Source organism: Erwinia sp. HDF1-3R (genome assembly GCF_039621855.1).
Classification (GTDB): domain Bacteria; phylum Pseudomonadota; class Gammaproteobacteria; order Enterobacterales; family Enterobacteriaceae; genus Erwinia.
In genome coordinates this window covers 2,862,647-2,880,064 of sequence record NZ_CP155071.1, presented here as the reverse complement: position 1 = coordinate 2,880,064, position 17,418 = coordinate 2,862,647, and the positions used below count along the sequence as shown (strand labels likewise).

General features: G+C 55.0%; 21 protein-coding genes. 4 read left to right on the top strand and 17 right to left on the bottom strand.

Translation table 11 applies throughout. The annotated features are described in order from the left end of the window. Window positions 1-17: 17 nt before the first annotated feature. Window positions 18-824 carry a mannosyl-3-phosphoglycerate phosphatase-related protein gene (locus AAGR22_RS13160; protein ID WP_345827937.1) on the bottom strand — a complete coding sequence of 269 codons (807 nt, stop codon included), beginning with the start codon at window positions 822-824 and terminating at the stop codon, window positions 18-20. Window positions 825-1,526: 702 nt separating this feature from the next. Between AAGR22_RS13160 and AAGR22_RS13155 the strand changes: the two genes are divergently transcribed. Continuing rightward, a complete protein-coding gene (locus AAGR22_RS13155; protein ID WP_073980930.1) occupies window positions 1,527-1,685 on the top strand; it encodes a YqaE/Pmp3 family membrane protein in 159 nt (52 codons plus the stop codon). 72 nt (window positions 1,686-1,757) lie between these two features. Then, on the top strand, window positions 1,758-1,955 hold the full coding sequence (dsrB, locus tag AAGR22_RS13150; protein ID WP_067700818.1) for a protein DsrB: 198 nt from the start codon (window positions 1,758-1,760) through the stop codon (window positions 1,953-1,955). Between the two features lies 1 nt (window position 1,956). Here the strand turns inward: dsrB and AAGR22_RS13145 are convergent, their stop codons facing one another. From AAGR22_RS13145 to fliF, 15 genes are all read right to left on the bottom strand, one after another. Further along, entirely contained in the window at window positions 1,957-3,660 is a 1,704-nt protein-coding gene (locus tag AAGR22_RS13145; protein ID WP_067700821.1) for a methyl-accepting chemotaxis protein, read from the bottom strand. Window positions 3,661-3,826: 166 nt separating this feature from the next. Further along, window positions 3,827-4,462 carry a transcriptional regulator RcsA gene (gene rcsA / locus AAGR22_RS13140; protein WP_067700824.1) on the bottom strand — a complete coding sequence of 212 codons (636 nt, stop codon included), beginning with the start codon at window positions 4,460-4,462 and terminating at the stop codon, window positions 3,827-3,829. A gap of 648 nt (window positions 4,463-5,110) precedes the next feature. Continuing rightward, window positions 5,111-5,902, bottom strand: coding sequence for a flagellar biosynthetic protein FliR (gene fliR / locus AAGR22_RS13135; RefSeq protein WP_067700827.1), 792 nt, complete (start codon window positions 5,900-5,902; stop codon window positions 5,111-5,113). Continuing rightward, window positions 5,902-6,171, bottom strand: coding sequence for a flagellar biosynthesis protein FliQ (gene fliQ, locus AAGR22_RS13130; protein ID WP_067700831.1), 270 nt, complete (start codon window positions 6,169-6,171; stop codon window positions 5,902-5,904). Before fliQ ends, fliR begins: the two co-directional genes overlap by 1 nt. 83 nt (window positions 6,172-6,254) lie before the next feature. Continuing rightward, window positions 6,255-6,989 (bottom strand): flagellar type III secretion system pore protein FliP, encoded by a 735-nt coding sequence (fliP, locus tag AAGR22_RS13125; protein ID WP_345827932.1) that lies wholly within the window; start codon window positions 6,987-6,989, stop codon window positions 6,255-6,257. Next, a complete protein-coding gene (fliO, locus tag AAGR22_RS13120; RefSeq protein WP_067702179.1) occupies window positions 6,986-7,390 on the bottom strand; it encodes a flagellar biosynthetic protein FliO in 405 nt (134 codons plus the stop codon). Before fliO ends, fliP begins: the two co-directional genes overlap by 4 nt. A 216-nt stretch (window positions 7,391-7,606) precedes the next feature. Further along, window positions 7,607-8,014 carry a flagellar motor switch protein FliN gene (gene fliN, locus AAGR22_RS13115; protein ID WP_067700834.1) on the bottom strand — a complete coding sequence of 136 codons (408 nt, stop codon included), beginning with the start codon at window positions 8,012-8,014 and terminating at the stop codon, window positions 7,607-7,609. Further along, window positions 8,007-9,014: a flagellar motor switch protein FliM gene (fliM, locus tag AAGR22_RS13110; RefSeq protein WP_067700837.1), complete on the bottom strand. Its 1,008-nt coding sequence runs from the start codon at window positions 9,012-9,014 to the stop codon at window positions 8,007-8,009. Before fliM ends, fliN begins: the two co-directional genes overlap by 8 nt. Before the next feature lie 4 nt (window positions 9,015-9,018). Further along, on the bottom strand, window positions 9,019-9,498 hold the full coding sequence (fliL, locus tag AAGR22_RS13105; RefSeq protein ID WP_067700839.1) for a flagellar basal body-associated protein FliL: 480 nt from the start codon (window positions 9,496-9,498) through the stop codon (window positions 9,019-9,021). Between the two features lie 150 nt (window positions 9,499-9,648). Continuing rightward, entirely contained in the window at window positions 9,649-10,935 is a 1,287-nt protein-coding gene (locus AAGR22_RS13100) for a flagellar hook-length control protein FliK (RefSeq protein WP_345827929.1), read from the bottom strand. Next, on the bottom strand, window positions 10,932-11,378 hold the full coding sequence (gene fliJ, locus AAGR22_RS13095; RefSeq protein WP_067700845.1) for a flagellar export protein FliJ: 447 nt from the start codon (window positions 11,376-11,378) through the stop codon (window positions 10,932-10,934). The genes AAGR22_RS13100 and fliJ overlap by 4 nt, the downstream gene beginning before the upstream one ends. Before the next feature lie 39 nt (window positions 11,379-11,417). Beyond that, entirely contained in the window at window positions 11,418-12,779 is a 1,362-nt protein-coding gene (gene fliI / locus AAGR22_RS13090; protein WP_067700848.1) for a flagellar protein export ATPase FliI, read from the bottom strand. After that, window positions 12,779-13,471, bottom strand: coding sequence for a flagellar assembly protein FliH (fliH, locus tag AAGR22_RS13085; RefSeq protein ID WP_067700851.1), 693 nt, complete (start codon window positions 13,469-13,471; stop codon window positions 12,779-12,781). The genes fliI and fliH overlap by 1 nt, the downstream gene beginning before the upstream one ends. Then, a complete protein-coding gene (gene fliG, locus AAGR22_RS13080; RefSeq protein ID WP_067700854.1) occupies window positions 13,464-14,456 on the bottom strand; it encodes a flagellar motor switch protein FliG in 993 nt (330 codons plus the stop codon). Before fliG ends, fliH begins: the two co-directional genes overlap by 8 nt. Next, complete coding sequence (fliF, locus tag AAGR22_RS13075; RefSeq protein ID WP_067700857.1) at window positions 14,453-16,174, bottom strand: flagellar basal-body MS-ring/collar protein FliF; 1,722 nt, start codon at window positions 16,172-16,174, stop codon at window positions 14,453-14,455. The genes fliG and fliF overlap by 4 nt, the downstream gene beginning before the upstream one ends. A gap of 239 nt (window positions 16,175-16,413) precedes the next feature. Between fliF and fliE the strand changes: the two genes are divergently transcribed. Further along, a complete protein-coding gene (gene fliE / locus AAGR22_RS13070) occupies window positions 16,414-16,725 on the top strand; it encodes a flagellar hook-basal body complex protein FliE (RefSeq protein ID WP_067700860.1) in 312 nt (103 codons plus the stop codon). 37 nt (window positions 16,726-16,762) lie between these two features. On the opposite strand, the gene AAGR22_RS13065 is transcribed toward fliE, so the two are convergent. Then, window positions 16,763-17,065, bottom strand: a complete 303-nt coding sequence (locus AAGR22_RS13065; RefSeq protein WP_345827923.1) for a hypothetical protein — start codon at window positions 17,063-17,065, stop codon at window positions 16,763-16,765. 188 nt (window positions 17,066-17,253) lie between these two features. Between AAGR22_RS13065 and AAGR22_RS13060 the strand changes: the two genes are divergently transcribed. Further along, a complete protein-coding gene (locus AAGR22_RS13060; RefSeq protein WP_255362061.1) occupies window positions 17,254-17,415 on the top strand; it encodes a transposase in 162 nt (53 codons plus the stop codon). Window positions 17,416-17,418: the final 3 nt, after the last annotated feature.

Sequence of the window (17,418 nt, the reverse complement as noted above, 5' to 3'; positions counted from 1 at the left end):
GGTGCGAGCAGGCAACCTTAATCCCGGGTGATAAAATGTGTCAGCCCTTCGCTCCAGCCTTGTGGACCGAAGTGCGTACTGTGAAAGATATTCTCGCTATCGCTTCGTAACAGTCTGACGGGTGTTTTACTGTAGCCTTTGATAATGACGGCGTAATCGGTGTTCTCAAGCATTGGCGCGTCGTTAGGGCCATCTCCCAGCCCGACGGTAAGGTAGCGCGATGAGGAAGGCGGAGAGAGATGCTCAAGTAACCACGCCAGCGCGGCGCCTTTTCCGCTTCCCTGACTCATGACATGCCAGAACCGGCCTCCCTGTACCAGTTCAAGCCCTTCATCGGCAAGCCAGTGTTGAAACAGGGTGAATTTTTCGGGCGTGTCGCGCCAGATAATACTCTCTGAGCCCTGGCGCTGTTTCGCCAGCAGAGCATCATGCGGGCTGAGCCCCGTCCAGTCCGCAACCTCCTTTTGCGTGACATCGGCGAAGCCAATGAATTTAGCATTATACCGGCTTCGGAGCTGGTCCAGCCTGTCGCATAGCGCAGCGTACTCCAGACCCTGCCGGGCCACTGGCGGCACGCTACCCATGCTGCCACCGTCGACAATCGCGCCATTTTCACTGATAAACGGCATGCCGGTAATGCCTAACGCGCGCTGCAGCGGCGCGATTTCCGCCGCCGTTTTACTGGAGCAAATCACCACCGGGATCGCAGCCCCAATAAGGCGGTCCAGCCAGGCCTGTGCGGGCTCCCAGCTGTAGGTGTGGTGATCGAGCAGTGAGCCATCCAAATCGGTGACTATCATCAGCGGTTCTGAAAGTCTGGGCATAGCCATTACCTCCTCAAGCAGTCTGATGTAAAAATGCTGCATTATCATTACAGTATAGCGCCGACTGGCAATTGAGTAGGGTGGCTTTATCTCAGCGCGCAGGAGAAAAGGCCTGGGTATTAGGAATACTCTTAAAAAATTAACTCAGAGAGTGAATACCCCTTCTTTAAGAAAGTGTTTATCAGCTCGGGTGTGGCAAGGCAGAGAAAGGAAAAAGCTTTACAGGAAAGTACTCACTGTACAGTTACGGGCAGGTTATTCAGATTTATCTTAGTTGTGAAATTCGTTATCATTTTCAGGTCAGAGAATTTCTCTGTACCGAATTTCATTATCATGAATTTTCATTCCCGGCCACTGGCCGGGATTTTTTTGCCTGTTACCCGGGGATGAAAAAAATGCTTATTTGCAAGGGCGTCGCCATAAGGCTTTTACAGAACAGGCAGGTTTCGCCAGGCGAAAAAAAGCCCGCGCTGCGCGGGCAAAAATCCTTGTTACTTTTTAGGTTGACTGCGCCTTTGGGGTTGGTGCAGTGAATACAGTGTAAGCGCCCGCCCCGTCAAAAGTCTGCCTGCGAAACGTTAAGAAAACGAAAATCTCCGGGCCCTGCCCGGTAACGGCACCTGCCGGGTAGTTGGCGGCTTTGTCGTAAAGGTCTATAATTATCAGTGCATTATAAATTTCATTCAACGCTTTGGAGGTAAAATGGATTTTTTACGTATCGTAGTGGCTATTCTTCTTCCTCCGCTGGGCGTGTTTATGCAGGTCGGATTCGGCGGGGCTTTCTGGCTGAATATTCTGCTGACGCTTTGTGGTTACATCCCCGGTATCGTCCATGCGGTATGGATTATTGCCCGGCGCTAGGCGCGGGTATCCTGCGCTGTGTAAGGCGGTTGTAATAAGGTAAACTTCAGGGATTAACCACGGGAGAAACGAATGAATGTTAACGATCGGGTGACGGTGAAAACTGACGGCGGGCCACGGCGGCCGGGCAGGGTGCTGGCCGTGGAGGATTTCAGTGAGGGAACCATGTACCTGGTGTCACTGGATGATTACCCCATGGGCATCTGGTTCTTTAATGAAATTGGCCATCAGGACGGGATTTTTGTTGAACCGCACCCCGACAGCCCGTGAGTTAAAATCTCTCCCAGTTGCCCGCTTCAGCCAGCGCCGGACGGGCAGGGGTCGGTAGCAACGGCCTGTCAGACTTCATGACGACCGGTACAGTATTTTGCGTCGCGCTGTCGCTCAGATGGAAGGCCGCCACGGCCTGCGTCAGCCGCGAAGCCTGCTCCTCCAGTGCCGCCGCCGCCGCTGAGGCTTCCTCTACCAGGGAAGCATTCTGCTGCGTCACGTTATCCATCTCCGTTACCGCTAGGCTCACCTGCTGAATACCCCGACTTTGCTCATCGGAGGCTGCCGCTATTTCGGCCATGATATCCGTTACCCGGCGGACCGCGCCGACGATGCCGGTCATCGTCTCACCCGCCTGGCCCACCTGAGTAGATCCTTTATCAATCAGTCCGACCGACTCTGCAATTAACGCTTCAATCTCCTTCGCCGCACTCGCGCTGCGCTGGGCAAGGCTGCGGACTTCACTGGCCACCACGGCGAAGCCGCGACCCTGCTCACCGGCCCTGGCCGCTTCAACGGCCGCATTGAGCGCCAGAATATTGGTCTGAAAGGCGATGCTGTTAATGACGGTGGTGATCTCCGCAATCTTCTTCGAACTGCCGGAAATACTGTTCATCGTCCCTATTACGCCGGAAACGATATCTCCTCCTTCGCGTGCCTTAGTGGAGGCATCCGCTGCCAGCTGGCTGGCATGGTGGGCGTTGTCGGCGTTCTGCTTAACGGTGGCCGTTAACTGCTCCATACTGGCCGCCGTCTCTTCAAGGGCCGCAGCCTGCTGTTCGGTCCGGGAAGAGAGGTCGGTATTTCCGGCAGATATTTCGCCTGAACCCTGATAAATCGCGATGGCACCTTCCCTGACGCTGCCTACCGTTTTGACCAAAGCCTGCTGCATGGTTTGCAGATTGCTGCTGAGCGTGCCAATTTCGCTGTTTCCCCACTGCTGCAATGGCACGGTCAAATCGCCATGGGAGATGCGTTCAATACGATCCACGGCCTGTCGAAGTGGTGTAATAACAATACGACGCAGGAATACAAAGGTTGCCAGCGTTAGCAGCAGCGCCGCGCCAAAGGCACAGGCCATCATAATAAAGCTCAGGTGCGTCTGCGCCTGAGCAATCTGGTTAATATGCTCTGACCGCTGCGTGCGAATCTTTATTGCCTTCAGCAATATCTCGTTATAGGCGTCATCCATTTTACGGGTGTTATCTGTTTCCTGGGCGATAACCCCTTCAAAGCTGCCGTCTTTTGCACTTTTCACCATGGGCAGCAGGCCCTGATTAAGATAAGTATCAAAGCGATGGGTAAGCTCCGCGTCCAACGCCTGATCGTCTGCCGTTTTTACCCGACGTTGCAGATAGCTCTTGAAACTGTCTGACGCCAGCCGGATGCGGTTCTCGCTCTGACCCAGAGAAGCATTGAATGTGTCCATCTCGCCAATTCTCGCCGCAGCGGCAGCGTGAATAATATTAAGGCGCGCGGTGCGCAGGTGGCTTGAGCTGTTGGAGATGGCCATGCGAACCTGAATCTCTTCGGTCACGTCTTTTAACGAATGATTACTCTGGATCAAAAAATAGCTGGCGAGGGCAATACAGAGGGCAAATAACAGTAAAATTCCGCCAAGAATGGCAGAAAAGAGAGGAACGAGACGAATGTGCTGCCAGAAACTGACCCGGTTTGATTCAACACTGAGGTTAATTGGTTTCATATCCTTTGGCTCTTAGTTTGTAGTAAGCGAAGCGGAGCTTCGGTCTGTCTACAAATCATCGGCAGCGGAATGAAAAGGCTTAAGGCAGAAAATGAGACGCAGTTAACAAAATGAGGCGATAGTACAAAAGAAACTGCCGACTTTCGTCGGCAGTTTCCTGGCGGGACTATCTCACATTGACATAGATACCGCTGGTAACGTTATCCGTCAGGCGGACAACGTGGTAAATAACCTGTTTATTGTGCGTTTTGATTTTACGTTTAATATTCCCCTTATGAGAGGAAACGGTTTTGGCCTTAATTTGCATTTTATCCGATATTTGAATCGTATCGTGGCCAGACATCCACATCTTTAGCATATTCGACTCGGTCTGACTCAGCGTCAAGGGGTGAACCTCGAAAGCGGTTGAGTAGCGAGGTGAAACGTTCACGCGTTTTTGAAAATACGAATGTAATAATGTATCCAGCGTTGCAGGCTTAACTGATTTCGACGTAATGATCAGATTTTTGCGGACGTAAAGATACTCTTCAAAATGAATATTCGAAATAGCCATGAAAATGAAAAATAACGTATCAGGGTTTTGAAGAATAATATTTCTTATGCGCTGGCTGGCATCCGCCTCATGAATGAAACAGTCTTCATTAATAAATACCACGCCGGGCTGACTCTGTTCGCATTTATCCAGCAGCTGGTCAATGTCGCTTACAGTGGATATATTTTTCTTTTTTACACCTTTCGCTGACATGTAGTCCGTTAGCCCGAGCCGTGTATAGCTGCATGAATCCATTATAATTGTTGGCATTATTGCAACCCTCACCAAATTGTTATCCGTTTGAATCAACGATGAATTACGCGTTTGTGTAGTTTCGAGAGTAAATTATTCAAATTACGATCTTGTTATTATCACTCATTCAGCCTGTTTCCCTGCCTGCGTTGAGGCGTCGAAACGGGCCTTTTTGGTTACCTGAGTCTTTGGAACAGACGACAAAAATCCTGGCAGCACGATGAAAAACGCAGTTTTTCAGAGCAACTGATGGATAATTTGTTTTTATACAGCATACCGTCCGATTCCTGAGACGCTGGTCACTATCGCGCAGAACGCAAGAAATACTGATAGGATTAATCCTAAAAAACATTCAGCCTGCGAATGAGTGCCGCTGAAAAGTGCGTTGACAATGCCGCAAAACGCAGTTTGATACAAGAAAAACCGCATCAAATGAAATTTCCAGTAAAAACAGACGGTTGTTTGCCGCACCTTTGCTGTCGCTTAGGTCACGATCCACCCGTTTCGTTAATTAAAATACGCTAATTGCGTTTTAATAAGAATAATTTTCATTGCAGAGGGGGCTTTATCAGAATTTCCTTAAGTAAATTCTGATAAAGAAAGTCTGAAAAGCGGAATAACACATCTTCATGGCTTAACTATGAAACCCTGTTATAGAAGTGATAGTTAAGGTCGGGCTTGTGGTATTTCACTTAATATGCTGGAGAGTAAATCAAACACTTCACTGAACAGATGCTCGCAGAACGGGGCCAGCAGGGGCATCATCAGGCTCAGAAACACCAGACCCAAGGATAAGGTGACGGGGAAGCCAATAGCAAAAACCGATAGCTGTGGTGAAACACGGTTTAACAAACCCAGGGCCAAATTTAGCGTGAGGAGGAGAGTTATCAGCGGTAGCGCTAATCGTAGACCGTTAAGGAAAATTAGACTGGCCGCTTTGGTCAGCGCAAGGAAAGCATTGCCGTTAACCGGCTCGCCGCCGATGGGCAGAGTGTGAAAACTGTCTGCCAGCATGGATATCAGCCAAAGATGACCGTTAAAGGTTAAGAACAGCAGCATAACCAGAAGATCGAGAAAGCGTGCCAGTACCGGCATGTTTAATCTGCTGGCCGGATCGAAAAAGGTCGCGAAAGACAGGCCCATTTGCAGCCCTATCACTTCTCCCGCCGTTCTGACGGCAGCAAAGGCGAACTGCATGGTAAAGCCAATGGCGATGCCGATCAGAATCTGCTGGATCAGCAGCCAGAACCCGCCCGCTGAAAACAGGGTTACCGTGGTGGGGGGTAAAGAGGGGATCAGGGTCCAGGTGATCATCAGGCCCAGACCGATTTTGACCTTTTTACCGATCGATTTTTCGCTCAGCAGCGGCGCCGTCATGATGAGAGCCATTACCCTGGCTAATGGCCAAAACAGCTGGCCCAGCCATATCATCAGCTGACTGCTGTCAAAAGTTATCATTAGCCGATCATATTCGGCAGGTTGGTAAACAGGGTGCGCATATAGTCCAGCACCAGGTTCAACATCCACGGACCGGCGACAACCATGGTGGCGACCACGGCCAGGATTTTGGGAATAAATGACAGCGTTTGCTCATTTATCTGCGTCGCCGCCTGTAGCAGGCTAATAATCAGCCCGCTGGCCAGCGCGGCCAGCAGCAGCGGGGCGGCCAGCGCCAGCGCAACCTGCATCGCATCGTGACCAATAACCATTACCGATTCAGGTGTCATCGCGACTCCACATTAATAGAAAACTTACCGGAATAAACTGCCTGACGTTACTCAGCACCAGAGGCTGCGCGTTCAGCGTTGAATCAGGTATAGAAACTCTGTGCCAGGGAACTCACCAGCAGCTGCCAGCCGTCGACCAGCACGAAAAGCATCAGTTTAAACGGCAGCGAGATGGTGGCCGGGGGCACCATCATCATCCCCAGCGCCATCAGTACGCTGGCGACCACCAGATCGATAATCAAAAAGGGGATGAAAACGGTGAAGCCAATCTGAAACGCGGTCTTTAGCTCACTGGTAACGTAGGCAGGCAGCAGAATACGCATTGGCACGGATTCAGGCCCCTGAAGCGGTGGCGTATTAGCCAGCCTGGCGAAAAGCGCCAGATCGGCCTCGCGCGTCTGACGCAGCATAAATTCTCTCAGGGGCTGCGCACCTTTATCTATCGCTACCTCCATGCTGATTTTATCCTGGCTGAACGGCAGGTAAGCATCCTGATAAATCTTGTCGAACACCGGTCCCATAATAAAGAAGGTGAGAAACAGTGCGAGGCCGAGCAGTACCTGGTTTGGCGGCGCTGACGGCGTACCCAGGGCATTTCGCAGCAGGCCAAAAACGATAATGATGCGCGTAAAGCTGGTCATCATCAGCAAAATAGCGGGCAGGAAGGTCAGTGAGGTAATAAAGACCAGCGTCTGAACCGGCAGTGACCAGCTCTGGCCGCCGTTAGCCAGCGGATGGCTCATCAGACCGGGCAGCTGGGCATGGACCTCGGGTGCCAGCAGCAAAAGCAGGGCGGGCAGGATAAAAGAACGTTTCATTGTGGCTTTCCGGGGCGTTTGATCAGCGTCTGTAAAACCTGACGAAAATCTGCCGTCACGGCCGACGGCGCCGGATGTTCCTGCGGCGGTTTCGGCGGTAAAGTATGTAAATGGGTGATCTGCTGCGCCGTCACCCCCAGCACCAGGCGGGCATCTTCCACATCAACAATCACCACGCGTTCGCGCTGACCCATCTTGCAGCTTGCGCTGATGGTCAGATCGTTCAGCCCGCGAACCTGCCCTTTTTGTACAAAACCAAGACGCTTAGCCAGCCAGGCACAGGCCAGAATCAACAGGATAATGCCCGCCAGTACGCTGCTAACCTGCGTCAGCACTGAGCCGGTTGATAACGCAGGCTGACCCACCGGCTGATGCTGAACCTGACCGGCTGAAGGCCGCAGTTCCTGACTCACCGCCGGAGATACCACCTGACCATTCTGCTGGATCGTTGATGGATGCTGTTTCTGATCGGCTGACGGAGGCAGTGCCTGACCAGTCTGTTGACTGGCTGACGGAGGCTGTTCCTGACCAGTCTGTTGACCGGGTGACGGAGGCAGCGCCTGGTCAGATTGCTGACCGGCAGCCGGTGTCGGATCCTGGCGGGTAGGCTGGTTCATTTAGCGACTCAGACGACGCATACGTTCGTTAGGGGTAATGATGTCGGTGATGCGAACGCCATACTTATCGGCTACTACCACCACTTCACCCTGCGCAATCAGGTAACCGTTGATCAGAATATCCAGCGGCTCACCGGCCAGCCCCTCCAGTGCCACGACGGAGCCCTGCGTCAGGCGCAGCAGCTCTTTAATAGTCATTTTGGTACGGCCCAGCTCGACGGTCAGCTTGACGGGGATATCCATAATCAGCTCGATATCCTGCAGGGACCCGGCCACGTCGTTGCCTTCCAGCGATTTGAATACCCCTTCGGTGGTGGCAGCGGCGGTGGTGGCCTGCTCGTTCATGGCGTCAGCCCACAGGTCGTCCGCAGAGATGTCGTCTTCGGACGGCTTATTCGTGTCACTCATCGGGCTGTTCCTCGTTCATCGAATTCAAAATCGGGTTAATCAGATGTTCCACGCGCAGTGCGTACTGCCCGTTAAGGGTCCCGTACTGGCTGGTCAGCACCGGCACGCCATCCACATGGGCGATAATGCGGTCCGGTTTATCAATCGGTAAGACATCGCCGGGCTTCAGGGCCAGCAGGCGCGAAATGCGCATCGAAACGTCGGCAAAGCTGGCCACCAGCTCCAGCTCAGAGTGCTGCACCTGCTTCACCAGCGTTTCCCGCCAGTTGTGATCTTCCTGCCGCGAGTTTTCCAGCGGCGGATTGACCAGCGTCTCGCGCAGCGGTTCAAGCATGCTGAACGGAATACAGATGGTGAACTCACCCACCAGATTGCCAATTTCCACCTGGAATGGCGTGGTAATAACGATGTCGTTGGGTGAGGTGGTGATGTTGGTAAACTTCACCTGCATTTCTGAACGCACGTACTCGACGTCCAGCGGGTAAATCGGTTTCCAGGCATCGCTGTAGCCTTCCAGCGCCAGCTTCAGCATGCGGCGGATCACCCGCTGTTCTGTGGCGGTAAACTCACGACCTTCAACCTTGGTCGGAAAGCGACCGTCGCCGCCGAACAGGTTATCCACGGCGATAAACACCAGGCTGGGCGAAAAGACCACCAGGGCCGTGCCGCGCAGGGGCTTAAGGTGGATCAGGTTCAGGTTCGTCGGTACCGGCAGGTTGCGCGCAAATTCATGATAGGGCTGAATTTTTATCGCACCTACGGTAATGTCCGGGCTGCGCCTGAGCAGGTTAAACAGCGCCATACGATAGGAACGTGCGAATCGCTCATTGATAATCTCCAGTGCCTGGAGACGTTCACGCACCATGCGACGCTGGGTATTCGGATCGTAGGGGCGAATGTCACCTTCGCCCACTTTGCTGACGTTCTCTTCTGCCGCGCTGTCGCTGTCTCCATTGAGTAGCGCGTCAATTTCTGCCTGTGAAAGAATGCTGTCGGCCATACCTCTACCTCAGGATAAAGGCGGTAAACAGAACATCATTCACCACCTGCTGAGGTTGTCCGGGTACCAGCGGAGGCGCCAGTACGGTTTTGATCTGCGCAACCAGTGCCTGTTTGCCCTGTTCACTGCTCAGCGCGGTGGCACTCTGGTTAGAAAGCAGCATCAGCAAACGGCTGCGGACTTCCGGCAGATAATCATTCATACGACGGCGCGTCTCTTCGTCGGGCAGGCGCAGGGTAAAGCCGATGTACAGTACGCGATCGGGATCGTTATCCGGGTTAATCAGGTTAACCGTAAAGGTGTCCATGGCAAAAAAGACCGGCGCGGGTGGCGGCTCGGGTTTGGCGGCCTGAGTCGCATCAGCGGGGGACTTCATCATGCGCCAGACCGTATAGCCCGCCGCGCTGCAAGCAAGCAGCACTGCGACCACAATGATCGGTATCAGCAGCTTACGTTTTCCGCTTTTGGCTTTTTTATCAGTCATAAGAGCTATAACTTCCTGTGATTATTTTCGGGTTGCGGTAACGCTCTGTTCGCTGCCCCATGGTGTTATGAGCAGATTATCCCGCGTCTTGCGTCAAACAATAGGGTGATAAGACGCGGGTTTTGCCTCTAGCTTATGCGTTTGTTCCCATCAGGCGAAAATATCGACCGCGCTGGAACCGGCTGCACGCGCCTGTAGCGCGGCAGGAACGGCAATCGGCGTCACCTCACCGTCGCTGTCACCCGACAGGCTAAAGGTGCTGCCGCCGCTATTATTTCTCTCCTGCTGTTGCTGGCTGCCGGAGCTTTGGCTCTGCTGGAACGCATCGCTGCTCACATTGCTTTGTCCCAGGCTGATGCCGCTTTCTGCCAGCGCAGTGCGCAACTGCGGCATGGCCGCTTCCAGCGCCGCGCGAACCTGGCTATGTCCGGACACCATATTCAACTGTGCCTGGTCGTTATCCAGCTTCAGGCTTATCTGAATACTGCCCAGATCCTGCGGATGCAGATGCAGCTCGGCGGTTTGCTGCCCGTTACGGCTGAACATAATGATTTGCTGCCCCAGAGCCTGCTGCCACTCCTGGCTGCCCAGCTGCGCATTCAGCGCAGGCGTGGACGGTGCCGTCACCAGCGACGTGGTCGTTGGGGTGGCGGCGGAAGAGAGCGCGGCGATGGCATTACTGTTTATCGTCGTGCCGCTGGCAGAACTTGAATTATCTTTTTCCCCCTCCTTACCGGCGTGGCTCAGAACCTGCTGGAAAGCGGCATTGAGGCTGGTATCGGCGGGACTGTTCTGGGTAGCTGTGACTGCGCTCGCCGTGGATGCAGCGACGGTTTTACCTGATTTATCCACGCCCTTATCGGCGTCACCGGTGGTCGTGCCGCTGGCTGCCAGCAGCGAGCCGAGCGTGGCCTGCGTACCTTTACCGCTGGCATCAGCCGACAGCGCCTCGCTACCTTTGGCCGCTGCCGCTGTGGCAGGTTGGTTAACGGCAGGCGGCAGCATGGCAAACAGCGCCTGTAGCGTTTGCATATCGCTGGCATTAAGCGCGGTTGCCGGGTTTTGCGTCTCTTCTTTATCCGTGTCCGTGCTGGTGGCCCCGGTTTTAGCGGTTTGCGGCTGGAGCAGCGCGTTCAGCGTTTCGGGCTTATCCAGTGCAGCCAGCAGGGCATTAAGCTTCGCCTTTGCCGGCGTGGTTGAGTCGGTGGCATCCGTGGCAGCCGTCGTCTGAGCTGAGGTAGCGTTCTGTTTAACCAGCGATTGCAGTTTGCTGCCCAGAACGGCCAGGAAACCCTGCGTGCCTTTCGCCTGGCCGCTCTCTTTTACATCAGTACCGGCGGCCGTGATGTCGCTGTCGGTATCGGTCGCCTGCGTGCCGGAGGCCGTGGCGGTGCTGCTGACTTTGGTCCCGGACGTTACAACTGGCAACGTAATCATTCGCCTTTCCTCAGTGATGCCCGCTGGGCAAATTCATCCATCCGTTTCTGATCGAGACGGTTTTCTTGTAATAATTCTGTCGCCAGCGCGCGCGCATGCAGCGTTTCATAGGCGTGCAGCCGCTGCTGTTTGTCACGCCAGAAACGCAGGGCGTTTTCCACGCGGCTGTTCCAGTGGGTGAGCTGCTGGCGATGCTGGTCAATGGCCTTTTCAAGCGTTTCAATAAACTGGTGATAGTTGCGCCAGCGCAGGCTGGTGATGCCTTCTGACAGGGTGTTATTCAGCGAGCGACGGTACTCATCCTGGTAGTCCATCAGCATCGTCAGCTGTTCGTCGGCCTGCTTCTGCGCGCGACGCATATCACCCAGCTGGATGGCGGCTTTTTCCAACTCCTTCTGTGCCAGCGAGCAGAGCGTCTCTATGGGTGATGCTTGTTTTGCCATACTTCCCCCGTCAGGAACCGACCGATGCGCGGATGCCCGTTAGCCAAAAATGGCCTGCAGATGCAGGCAGGCGTCGTCAAAAGTGCTGCGTTCAAACATGCCCTGTTGCAGGAACAGCTCAAGTTCTGGATAGAGCTTAATGGCTTTATCCAGCGTCGGATCGCTGCCAGCGGCATAGGCGCCCACGCTGACCAGATCGCGGTTGCGCTGATAGCTGGAGAGCAGCTGTTTAAACTGGCGCACGCGAGCATAGTGCGTCTCATCAATCAGGTGAGCCATTACGCGGCTGATCGAGGCTTCAATATCAATGGCCGGATAGTGGCCCGCTTCGGCCAGACGGCGCGACAGGACAATGTGTCCGTCGAGAATGGCGCGCGCCGAATCGGCAATCGGATCCTGCTGATCGTCACCCTCGGTCAGGACGGTATAAAACGCGGTGATGGAGCCGCCGCCGTCGATGCCGTTACCGGCACGTTCAACCAGCGCGGGCAGCTTGGCAAACACCGAAGGCGGATAGCCTTTAGTCGCAGGTGGCTCACCAATAGCCAGGGCGATTTCACGCTGTGCCATGGCATAGCGGGTCAGGGAGTCCATAATCAGCAGCACATGCTTGCCGCGATCGCGGAAATCTTCAGCGATGCGGGTGGCATAGGAGGCTCCCTGCATGCGCAGCAGGGGGGAAACGTCGGCCGGTGCGGCGATCACCACCGAGCGGGCGCGACCTTCGGTGCCAAGAATATTCTCGATAAAGTCTTTTACTTCGCGACCGCGTTCGCCAATCAGGCCAACCACGATCACATCCGCTTTGGTATAGCGCGCCATCATGCCCAGCAGCACGCTTTTACCCACGCCGGAACCCGCGAACAGCCCCATACGCTGGCCGCGCCCGACGGTGAGCAGGGCGTTAATCGCGCGTACGCCGGTATCCAGCACCTCGGTTATCGGCGTACGCTGGAGCGGGTTAAAGGGGGGCGTGATCAGCGGGGCGCGGTAGCCCGTTTCCGGGGCGGGCAGGCCGTCCAGCGGTCGCCCACTGCCGTCCAGCACGCGGCCTAACAGCTCCGGGCCGAGCATCAGCTGCTTACCGCTGTGCTGGGAATCTCCGGCCACGCGGGCATAAACCCGTGCGCCAGGCAAAATACCCTCAACCTCTTCCAGCGGCATCAGAAACAGTCGCTGGCCGTTAAAGCCAACCACTTCGCTCTCGACTTCCGCGACGTGCTGTCCGTCGGTGCGTTCAATCACGCAGGTTGCGCCCAGCGGTAGCTGAAGGCCGGTCGCTTCCAGCACCAGACCGGTGGCGCGCACCAGACGCCCATAGCGACGGACTTCGGGCAGTTTAGTCAGACGCTCTTCAAAAGCGTCAAGGGCCCCCAGCCAGCGTGAAAGACGGGTCGACATCAGAGCTCTCCCGGCGCGGCAAGGCGGCACAGTTCATGCCAGCGGGTAGCAATGCTGGCATCAAGATCGCCATCGTCGGCGCTGAGCTTGCAGCCGCCGGGATGAATGCTGGTATCGGCCATCAGCCGCCAGCCGTGCAGGCTGAGCGTGGCCCCGAGCGTCTGCTCGACGCGCTGCAAATCATCGGGGTGCACGCGCAGGGTTGGCTTGCCGCTAAACAGCGGCTCCTGCTGGATCATGCTCTGGATCTGACGCAGCAGGGCGGTACCGTCAACGTGCGGTGCCTGACCGATGACCTGTCGTGCGGCTTCCAGCGCCAGCTGCATCAGCCTTGCTGCGATCACGCTGTCCAGCGCTTCGAGAGTATGGTGAAATTCGGAGACCAGCTGCTGCATCCGCGCCTGAAGAGGTGCCTGCTGCTGCTGGGCTTCTGCCAGACCCTGCTGGAAACCGGCGTCATAGCCCGTTTTCTGTCCTTCATTAAAGCCTTTCTGGTGACCTTCGGCGTAGCCGACGCCCTGTGCCTCACTGCGCACCTGCGTCTGCAGCTGCTCCAGCGCAAACTGCTGCTGGTCCTGCGGGTCTTCCGTCTGCGGAGCCGGTTCGGGCAGGGGGGCCACCACCGGCTTGTTCAGATCCGCCAGGTCGTTGGGCTGCCAGCGCTGCCAGGCGAGGGACGCGTTATCAGACATACTGTTCCTCGCCGCCGCCAATCACCATCTCGCCGCTTTCGGCCAGACGTCGAACGATAAGCAGAATCGCTTTCTGCTCGTTCTCCACCGCCGACATGCGCATTGGGCCGCGGTTGGACAGGTCGTCGCGCAGGATATCGGCTGCACGCTGGGACATATTGCGCAGGAATTTCTCGCGCAGCGGCTGTTCGGAGCCTTTCAGTGCCACCAGCAGAGACTCGGATTCCACCTCCTGCAACAGGCGCTGGATGCTGCGGTCGTCCACTTCCACCAGATTTTCGAACAGGAACATCTCGTCGATAATTTTTTGCGCCAGCTCGCCGTCGAATTCGCGAACCGCTTCGATAACCGCTTCTTCCTGCTGAGTTTTCATCAGGTTGATAATTTCCGCTGCGGTTCTTACGCCGCCCATCTTCGCCCGCTTGAGGTTCTGACCATCCAGCAGGCCGTTAAGCACTTCGGTAAGCTCGGCCAGCGCGGCAGGCTGTACGCCGCCAAAGGTGGCAATACGCAGCATGACATCGTGACGCAGACGTTCGTCGAACTGAGCAACAATGTCGGCTGCCTGTCCGCGCTTCAGATGCACCAGAATAGTGGCGATGATCTGCGGGTGTTCGTCGCGGATCAGATCGGCTGCGGCCTGCGGCTCCATAAAGTTGAGCGTATCCATGCCGCTGGTGGTATCCCGCGTTTCGAGGATATCTTCCAGCAGGCTTGACGCACGCTCTTCACCCAGCGCCTTAACCAGCACCGAGCGCAGATAATCATTGGAGTTCAGGCTCAGCGCGGCAAACTGCTCCGCGTCCGTCTCAAACTCGCGCAGGACTTCAATAAGCTGCTTGTGTGAAACCTGGCGCATATTGGAAATCGCCATACTCAGATGCTGTACCTCGCGGGTATCGAGGTGTTTAAACACCTCTGCCGCGCGGTCTTCGCCAATCGTCATCATCATGATGGCGCTTTTTTCGGTACCGGTGAGACTCATAGTTCGTCCTTCATCCACTGGCGAATGACCAGAGCCACTACGCGAGGATCGTTTTCTGACATTTCGCGAATTCGCTGGCTCATGACCTCAGCACTCACGCGGTGCTGAGATTTACGTTCCTGATCCATTTCATCTTTAGACAGTTTGACGGAAACGGCTTCGTCTTCACCTTCGTCACGCTTCTGGCTATTAAAGGCCACGGCGTCGGCTGCGGCTTTATCCTGTTCGGCCCGGCGGCGCAGCTGTGGACGAACCAGCTTGCGGTAGAGGATCCAGGCGACAATCAGTACCAGCAACCAGCGTCCGGCTTCCATCATCTGGTCAATAAAGGACTGCTGCTGCCAGAAGGGCAGGTCGCCACCGGTTTCAGCGCTTTCGGTAAACGGTGAGTTCACCACGTTCAGGCTGTCGCCACGCTTGTCCGAATAGCCCATCGCTTCACGCGTCAGGTTTTCAATCTGTTTCAGCTGCGCGTCGGTCAGTGCAATCGGTTTGCCTGCCGCATCGGCCCGGTAGTTCACGACCACCGCAACAGAAAGACGCTGCACTTCACCCACGTTCATTTTGGTGTGAAGAATAGTGCGGTCGACTTCATAGTTGGTGGTGTCGTCACGACGGGTATTTGACGGCGTGCTGCTGGCCGTGCTGGCTGATGTACCCTGTTTTGCCGCGCCGTTATTGGCGGCATTGGCCGCGTTTTGACCGTTCGCACTGTTATTCGGCGTGGTAATGGGGGCCGTATTGGCCGGGGCAGGCTGGTTGGAAAGTGCGCCCGGTACGCCGCCTGGATACTGGCCGCCAATCTGTTCGCTGTCGCTTGACTGCCTTGAGCGAACCGCCTGATTTTTAGCATCGCTGTTGGGCTTAAACTGCTCGTCGGTCTGCTCACGCGAGTTGAAGTCGATCTGCGCGGTGACCTGAGCGTGGACGTTGCCGTTGCCCACAATCGGGTTCAGGATCGCTTCGATACGCTGCTGGAAGCGGTTTTCCACGTCGGTGGCATACTTAAGCTGCGCATCGTTCAGATCGCGCCCGGCATTATCAGACTGGCTCAGCAGATGACCAGCCTGGTCAACCACGGTCACGTTACCCGGCGGCAGGCCAGCAACGCTGCTGGAGACCATATGGGTAATGGCGTTAATCTGCCCCTGGTCCAGCGCCCGGCCCGGCTGAAGCATCAGGGTTACGGAGGCAGTAGGAGATTTCTGCTCGCGCACAAACAGAGAGGGTTTTGGCATTGCCAGATGAACGCGCACATTTTTCACCGGACCCAGCGTTTCGATGGTGCGGGAAAGCTCACCCTCCAGCGCACGCTGATAGTTCACCTGCTCGCTGAACTGGCTGATGCCGAATTTCTCTTTATCCAGCAGCTCAAAGCCGACGGCACCGCCCTTCGGCAGACCCTGTTCGGCCAGTCGCAGGCGCAGCTCATAAACTTTATCGGCAGGAACCATCAGTGCGCCGCCCTTATCATCGAACTGATAGGGGACGTTCATCTGAGTCAGTTGCGTAATGATGGCGCCGCCATCTTCGTCGCTCAGGTTATTGAACAGCACGCGGTAATCAGGCTGTTTGGCCCACAGCACCATGGCGATAACAATGGCGATAGCCGCCGCAGCCGCAATGGCCAGAGGGATACGAGGATTAGCCCGCAGGCGAGCGAAAAGGTCACTCAGCCCCTTTTTCTCAGATTGATCCTGCGTAACAGTGGCATTCATGACTCGTTCCTGCGTGACAGTTGAACGGACTGTATCGTGTAGTGTCGTAACAAAACTGACTCCCGGATGCGCTGGCAAAAATTTTTCTACCTTTAATAGCTGTCATTATTTTCTCTTACGCGAAATTCGATGGCTGGATAAGCTGCGTTTTATGCGCTTATTTAGGGGCTTTGTCTTATTGACACTGTGGTAAGTTTTCACACAGCAAAATCACCGTTGAACATTTACCGGGGCACGAGATGGCAATTCAGGGTATTGAAAGCGTAATGCAGCAGCTGCAAACCGCAGCAATTCAGGCCAGTGGCAAGAGTACCGACGCATCCAGCCATGCGGATTTCGCCGGTGAGCTTAAGGCTGCCCTTAACAAGATCAGCGATACGCAGAATGACGCGCGCACCCAGGCGCAGGATTTCGAAATGGGTAAGCCGGGGATCAATCTGAATGATGTGATGGTCGATCTACAGAAATCGTCGGTTTCCATGCAGATGGGGATTCAGGTGCGTAACAAACTGGTCAGCGCCTACACCGACATCATGAATATGCAGGTGTAGTGAGCTGCTTTTGCGCATACAGAATGCGCATACAGAATTAGTGCGATCCCGGCCTTACTACAGCGTCGGGAGAGCTGACTCCGGCGCTGGAAAGAGGCATACGGAACAGGTTAAGTTCGTCAGACAGGCAAACCGTACGCAGATGGCGATTACAGATAAACCAGATCTCATCGCGGTCATTGGAAAGGATATAGTAGGCGTCTGACGTCTCGGAAGGGTTAAAGCAACCCAGTGCCCGATAGGCCGTATCAGATGAGAAACCACTCTGTAGCGGCAACGGTCGCGGACCGTTTTCCATCTCTTTTACTCTCAGGTAAAGCCCGGACTCTAACCACAGCATAAATCACCTTTTCCATCGCATTGTTTCAGTGAGTATAACCAGCGAAAGAGTGCCACTTAGGAAGCATAGTGATTTTGCAATGGCGATCACAAAGCCGACGGGTTAATGCCCATAAAGCGAAGGGTTTTTGAGTAAAATTTAGCCAGAGGTGGTATGATTAGCATCATTCACCGAAAAGGTCGATCACCATGTCTTACTTCAACCGCGTAATGGCGCAAATAGGCAAAATTAACTCTGATACCACCTGTCCTGTCTGTGGAAAAAAATCCAAACATTCATTATCTAAAGTCTCCAAAGACCAGACGCTTCTTTGCCCACACTGCAAATCGCTGTTTATCGCCCACCACTAAGCC

Excerpts from the sequence above, each read along its gene's own strand:
- rcsA (WP_067700824.1), bottom strand. The coding sequence starts at position 4,462 with ATGCCAACAATTATAATGGATTCATGCAGCTATACACGGCTCGGGCTA.
- fliG (WP_067700854.1), bottom strand. The coding sequence starts at position 14,456 with ATGAGTCTCACCGGTACCGAAAAAAGCGCCATCATGATGATGACGATT.
- AAGR22_RS13060 (WP_255362061.1), top strand. The coding sequence starts at position 17,254 with ATGTCTTACTTCAACCGCGTAATGGCGCAAATAGGCAAAATTAACTCT.
- AAGR22_RS13155 (WP_073980930.1), top strand. The coding sequence starts at position 1,527 with ATGGATTTTTTACGTATCGTAGTGGCTATTCTTCTTCCTCCGCTGGGC.
- fliR (WP_067700827.1), bottom strand. The coding sequence starts at position 5,902 with ATGATAACTTTTGACAGCAGTCAGCTGATGATATGGCTGGGCCAGCTG.
- fliE (WP_067700860.1), top strand. The coding sequence starts at position 16,414 with ATGGCAATTCAGGGTATTGAAAGCGTAATGCAGCAGCTGCAAACCGCA.
- fliI (WP_067700848.1), bottom strand. The coding sequence starts at position 12,779 with ATGTCGACCCGTCTTTCACGCTGGCTGGGGGCCCTTGACGCTTTTGAA.
- fliL (WP_067700839.1), bottom strand. The coding sequence starts at position 9,498 with ATGACTGATAAAAAAGCCAAAAGCGGAAAACGTAAGCTGCTGATACCG.
- fliJ (WP_067700845.1), bottom strand. The coding sequence starts at position 11,378 with ATGGCAAAACAAGCATCACCCATAGAGACGCTCTGCTCGCTGGCACAG.
- AAGR22_RS13065 (WP_345827923.1), bottom strand. The coding sequence starts at position 17,065 with ATGCTGTGGTTAGAGTCCGGGCTTTACCTGAGAGTAAAAGAGATGGAA.
- fliP (WP_345827932.1), bottom strand. The coding sequence starts at position 6,989 with ATGAAACGTTCTTTTATCCTGCCCGCCCTGCTTTTGCTGCTGGCACCC.
- fliN (WP_067700834.1), bottom strand. The coding sequence starts at position 8,014 with ATGAGTGACACGAATAAGCCGTCCGAAGACGACATCTCTGCGGACGAC.
- fliM (WP_067700837.1), bottom strand. The coding sequence starts at position 9,014 with ATGGCCGACAGCATTCTTTCACAGGCAGAAATTGACGCGCTACTCAAT.
- fliH (WP_067700851.1), bottom strand. The coding sequence starts at position 13,471 with ATGTCTGATAACGCGTCCCTCGCCTGGCAGCGCTGGCAGCCCAACGAC.
- AAGR22_RS13100 (WP_345827929.1), bottom strand. The coding sequence starts at position 10,935 with ATGATTACGTTGCCAGTTGTAACGTCCGGGACCAAAGTCAGCAGCACC.
- AAGR22_RS13145 (WP_067700821.1), bottom strand. The coding sequence starts at position 3,660 with ATGAAACCAATTAACCTCAGTGTTGAATCAAACCGGGTCAGTTTCTGG.
- fliQ (WP_067700831.1), bottom strand. The coding sequence starts at position 6,171 with ATGACACCTGAATCGGTAATGGTTATTGGTCACGATGCGATGCAGGTT.
- fliF (WP_067700857.1), bottom strand. The coding sequence starts at position 16,174 with ATGAATGCCACTGTTACGCAGGATCAATCTGAGAAAAAGGGGCTGAGT.
- dsrB (WP_067700818.1), top strand. The coding sequence starts at position 1,758 with ATGAATGTTAACGATCGGGTGACGGTGAAAACTGACGGCGGGCCACGG.
- AAGR22_RS13160 (WP_345827937.1), bottom strand. The coding sequence starts at position 824 with ATGCCCAGACTTTCAGAACCGCTGATGATAGTCACCGATTTGGATGGC.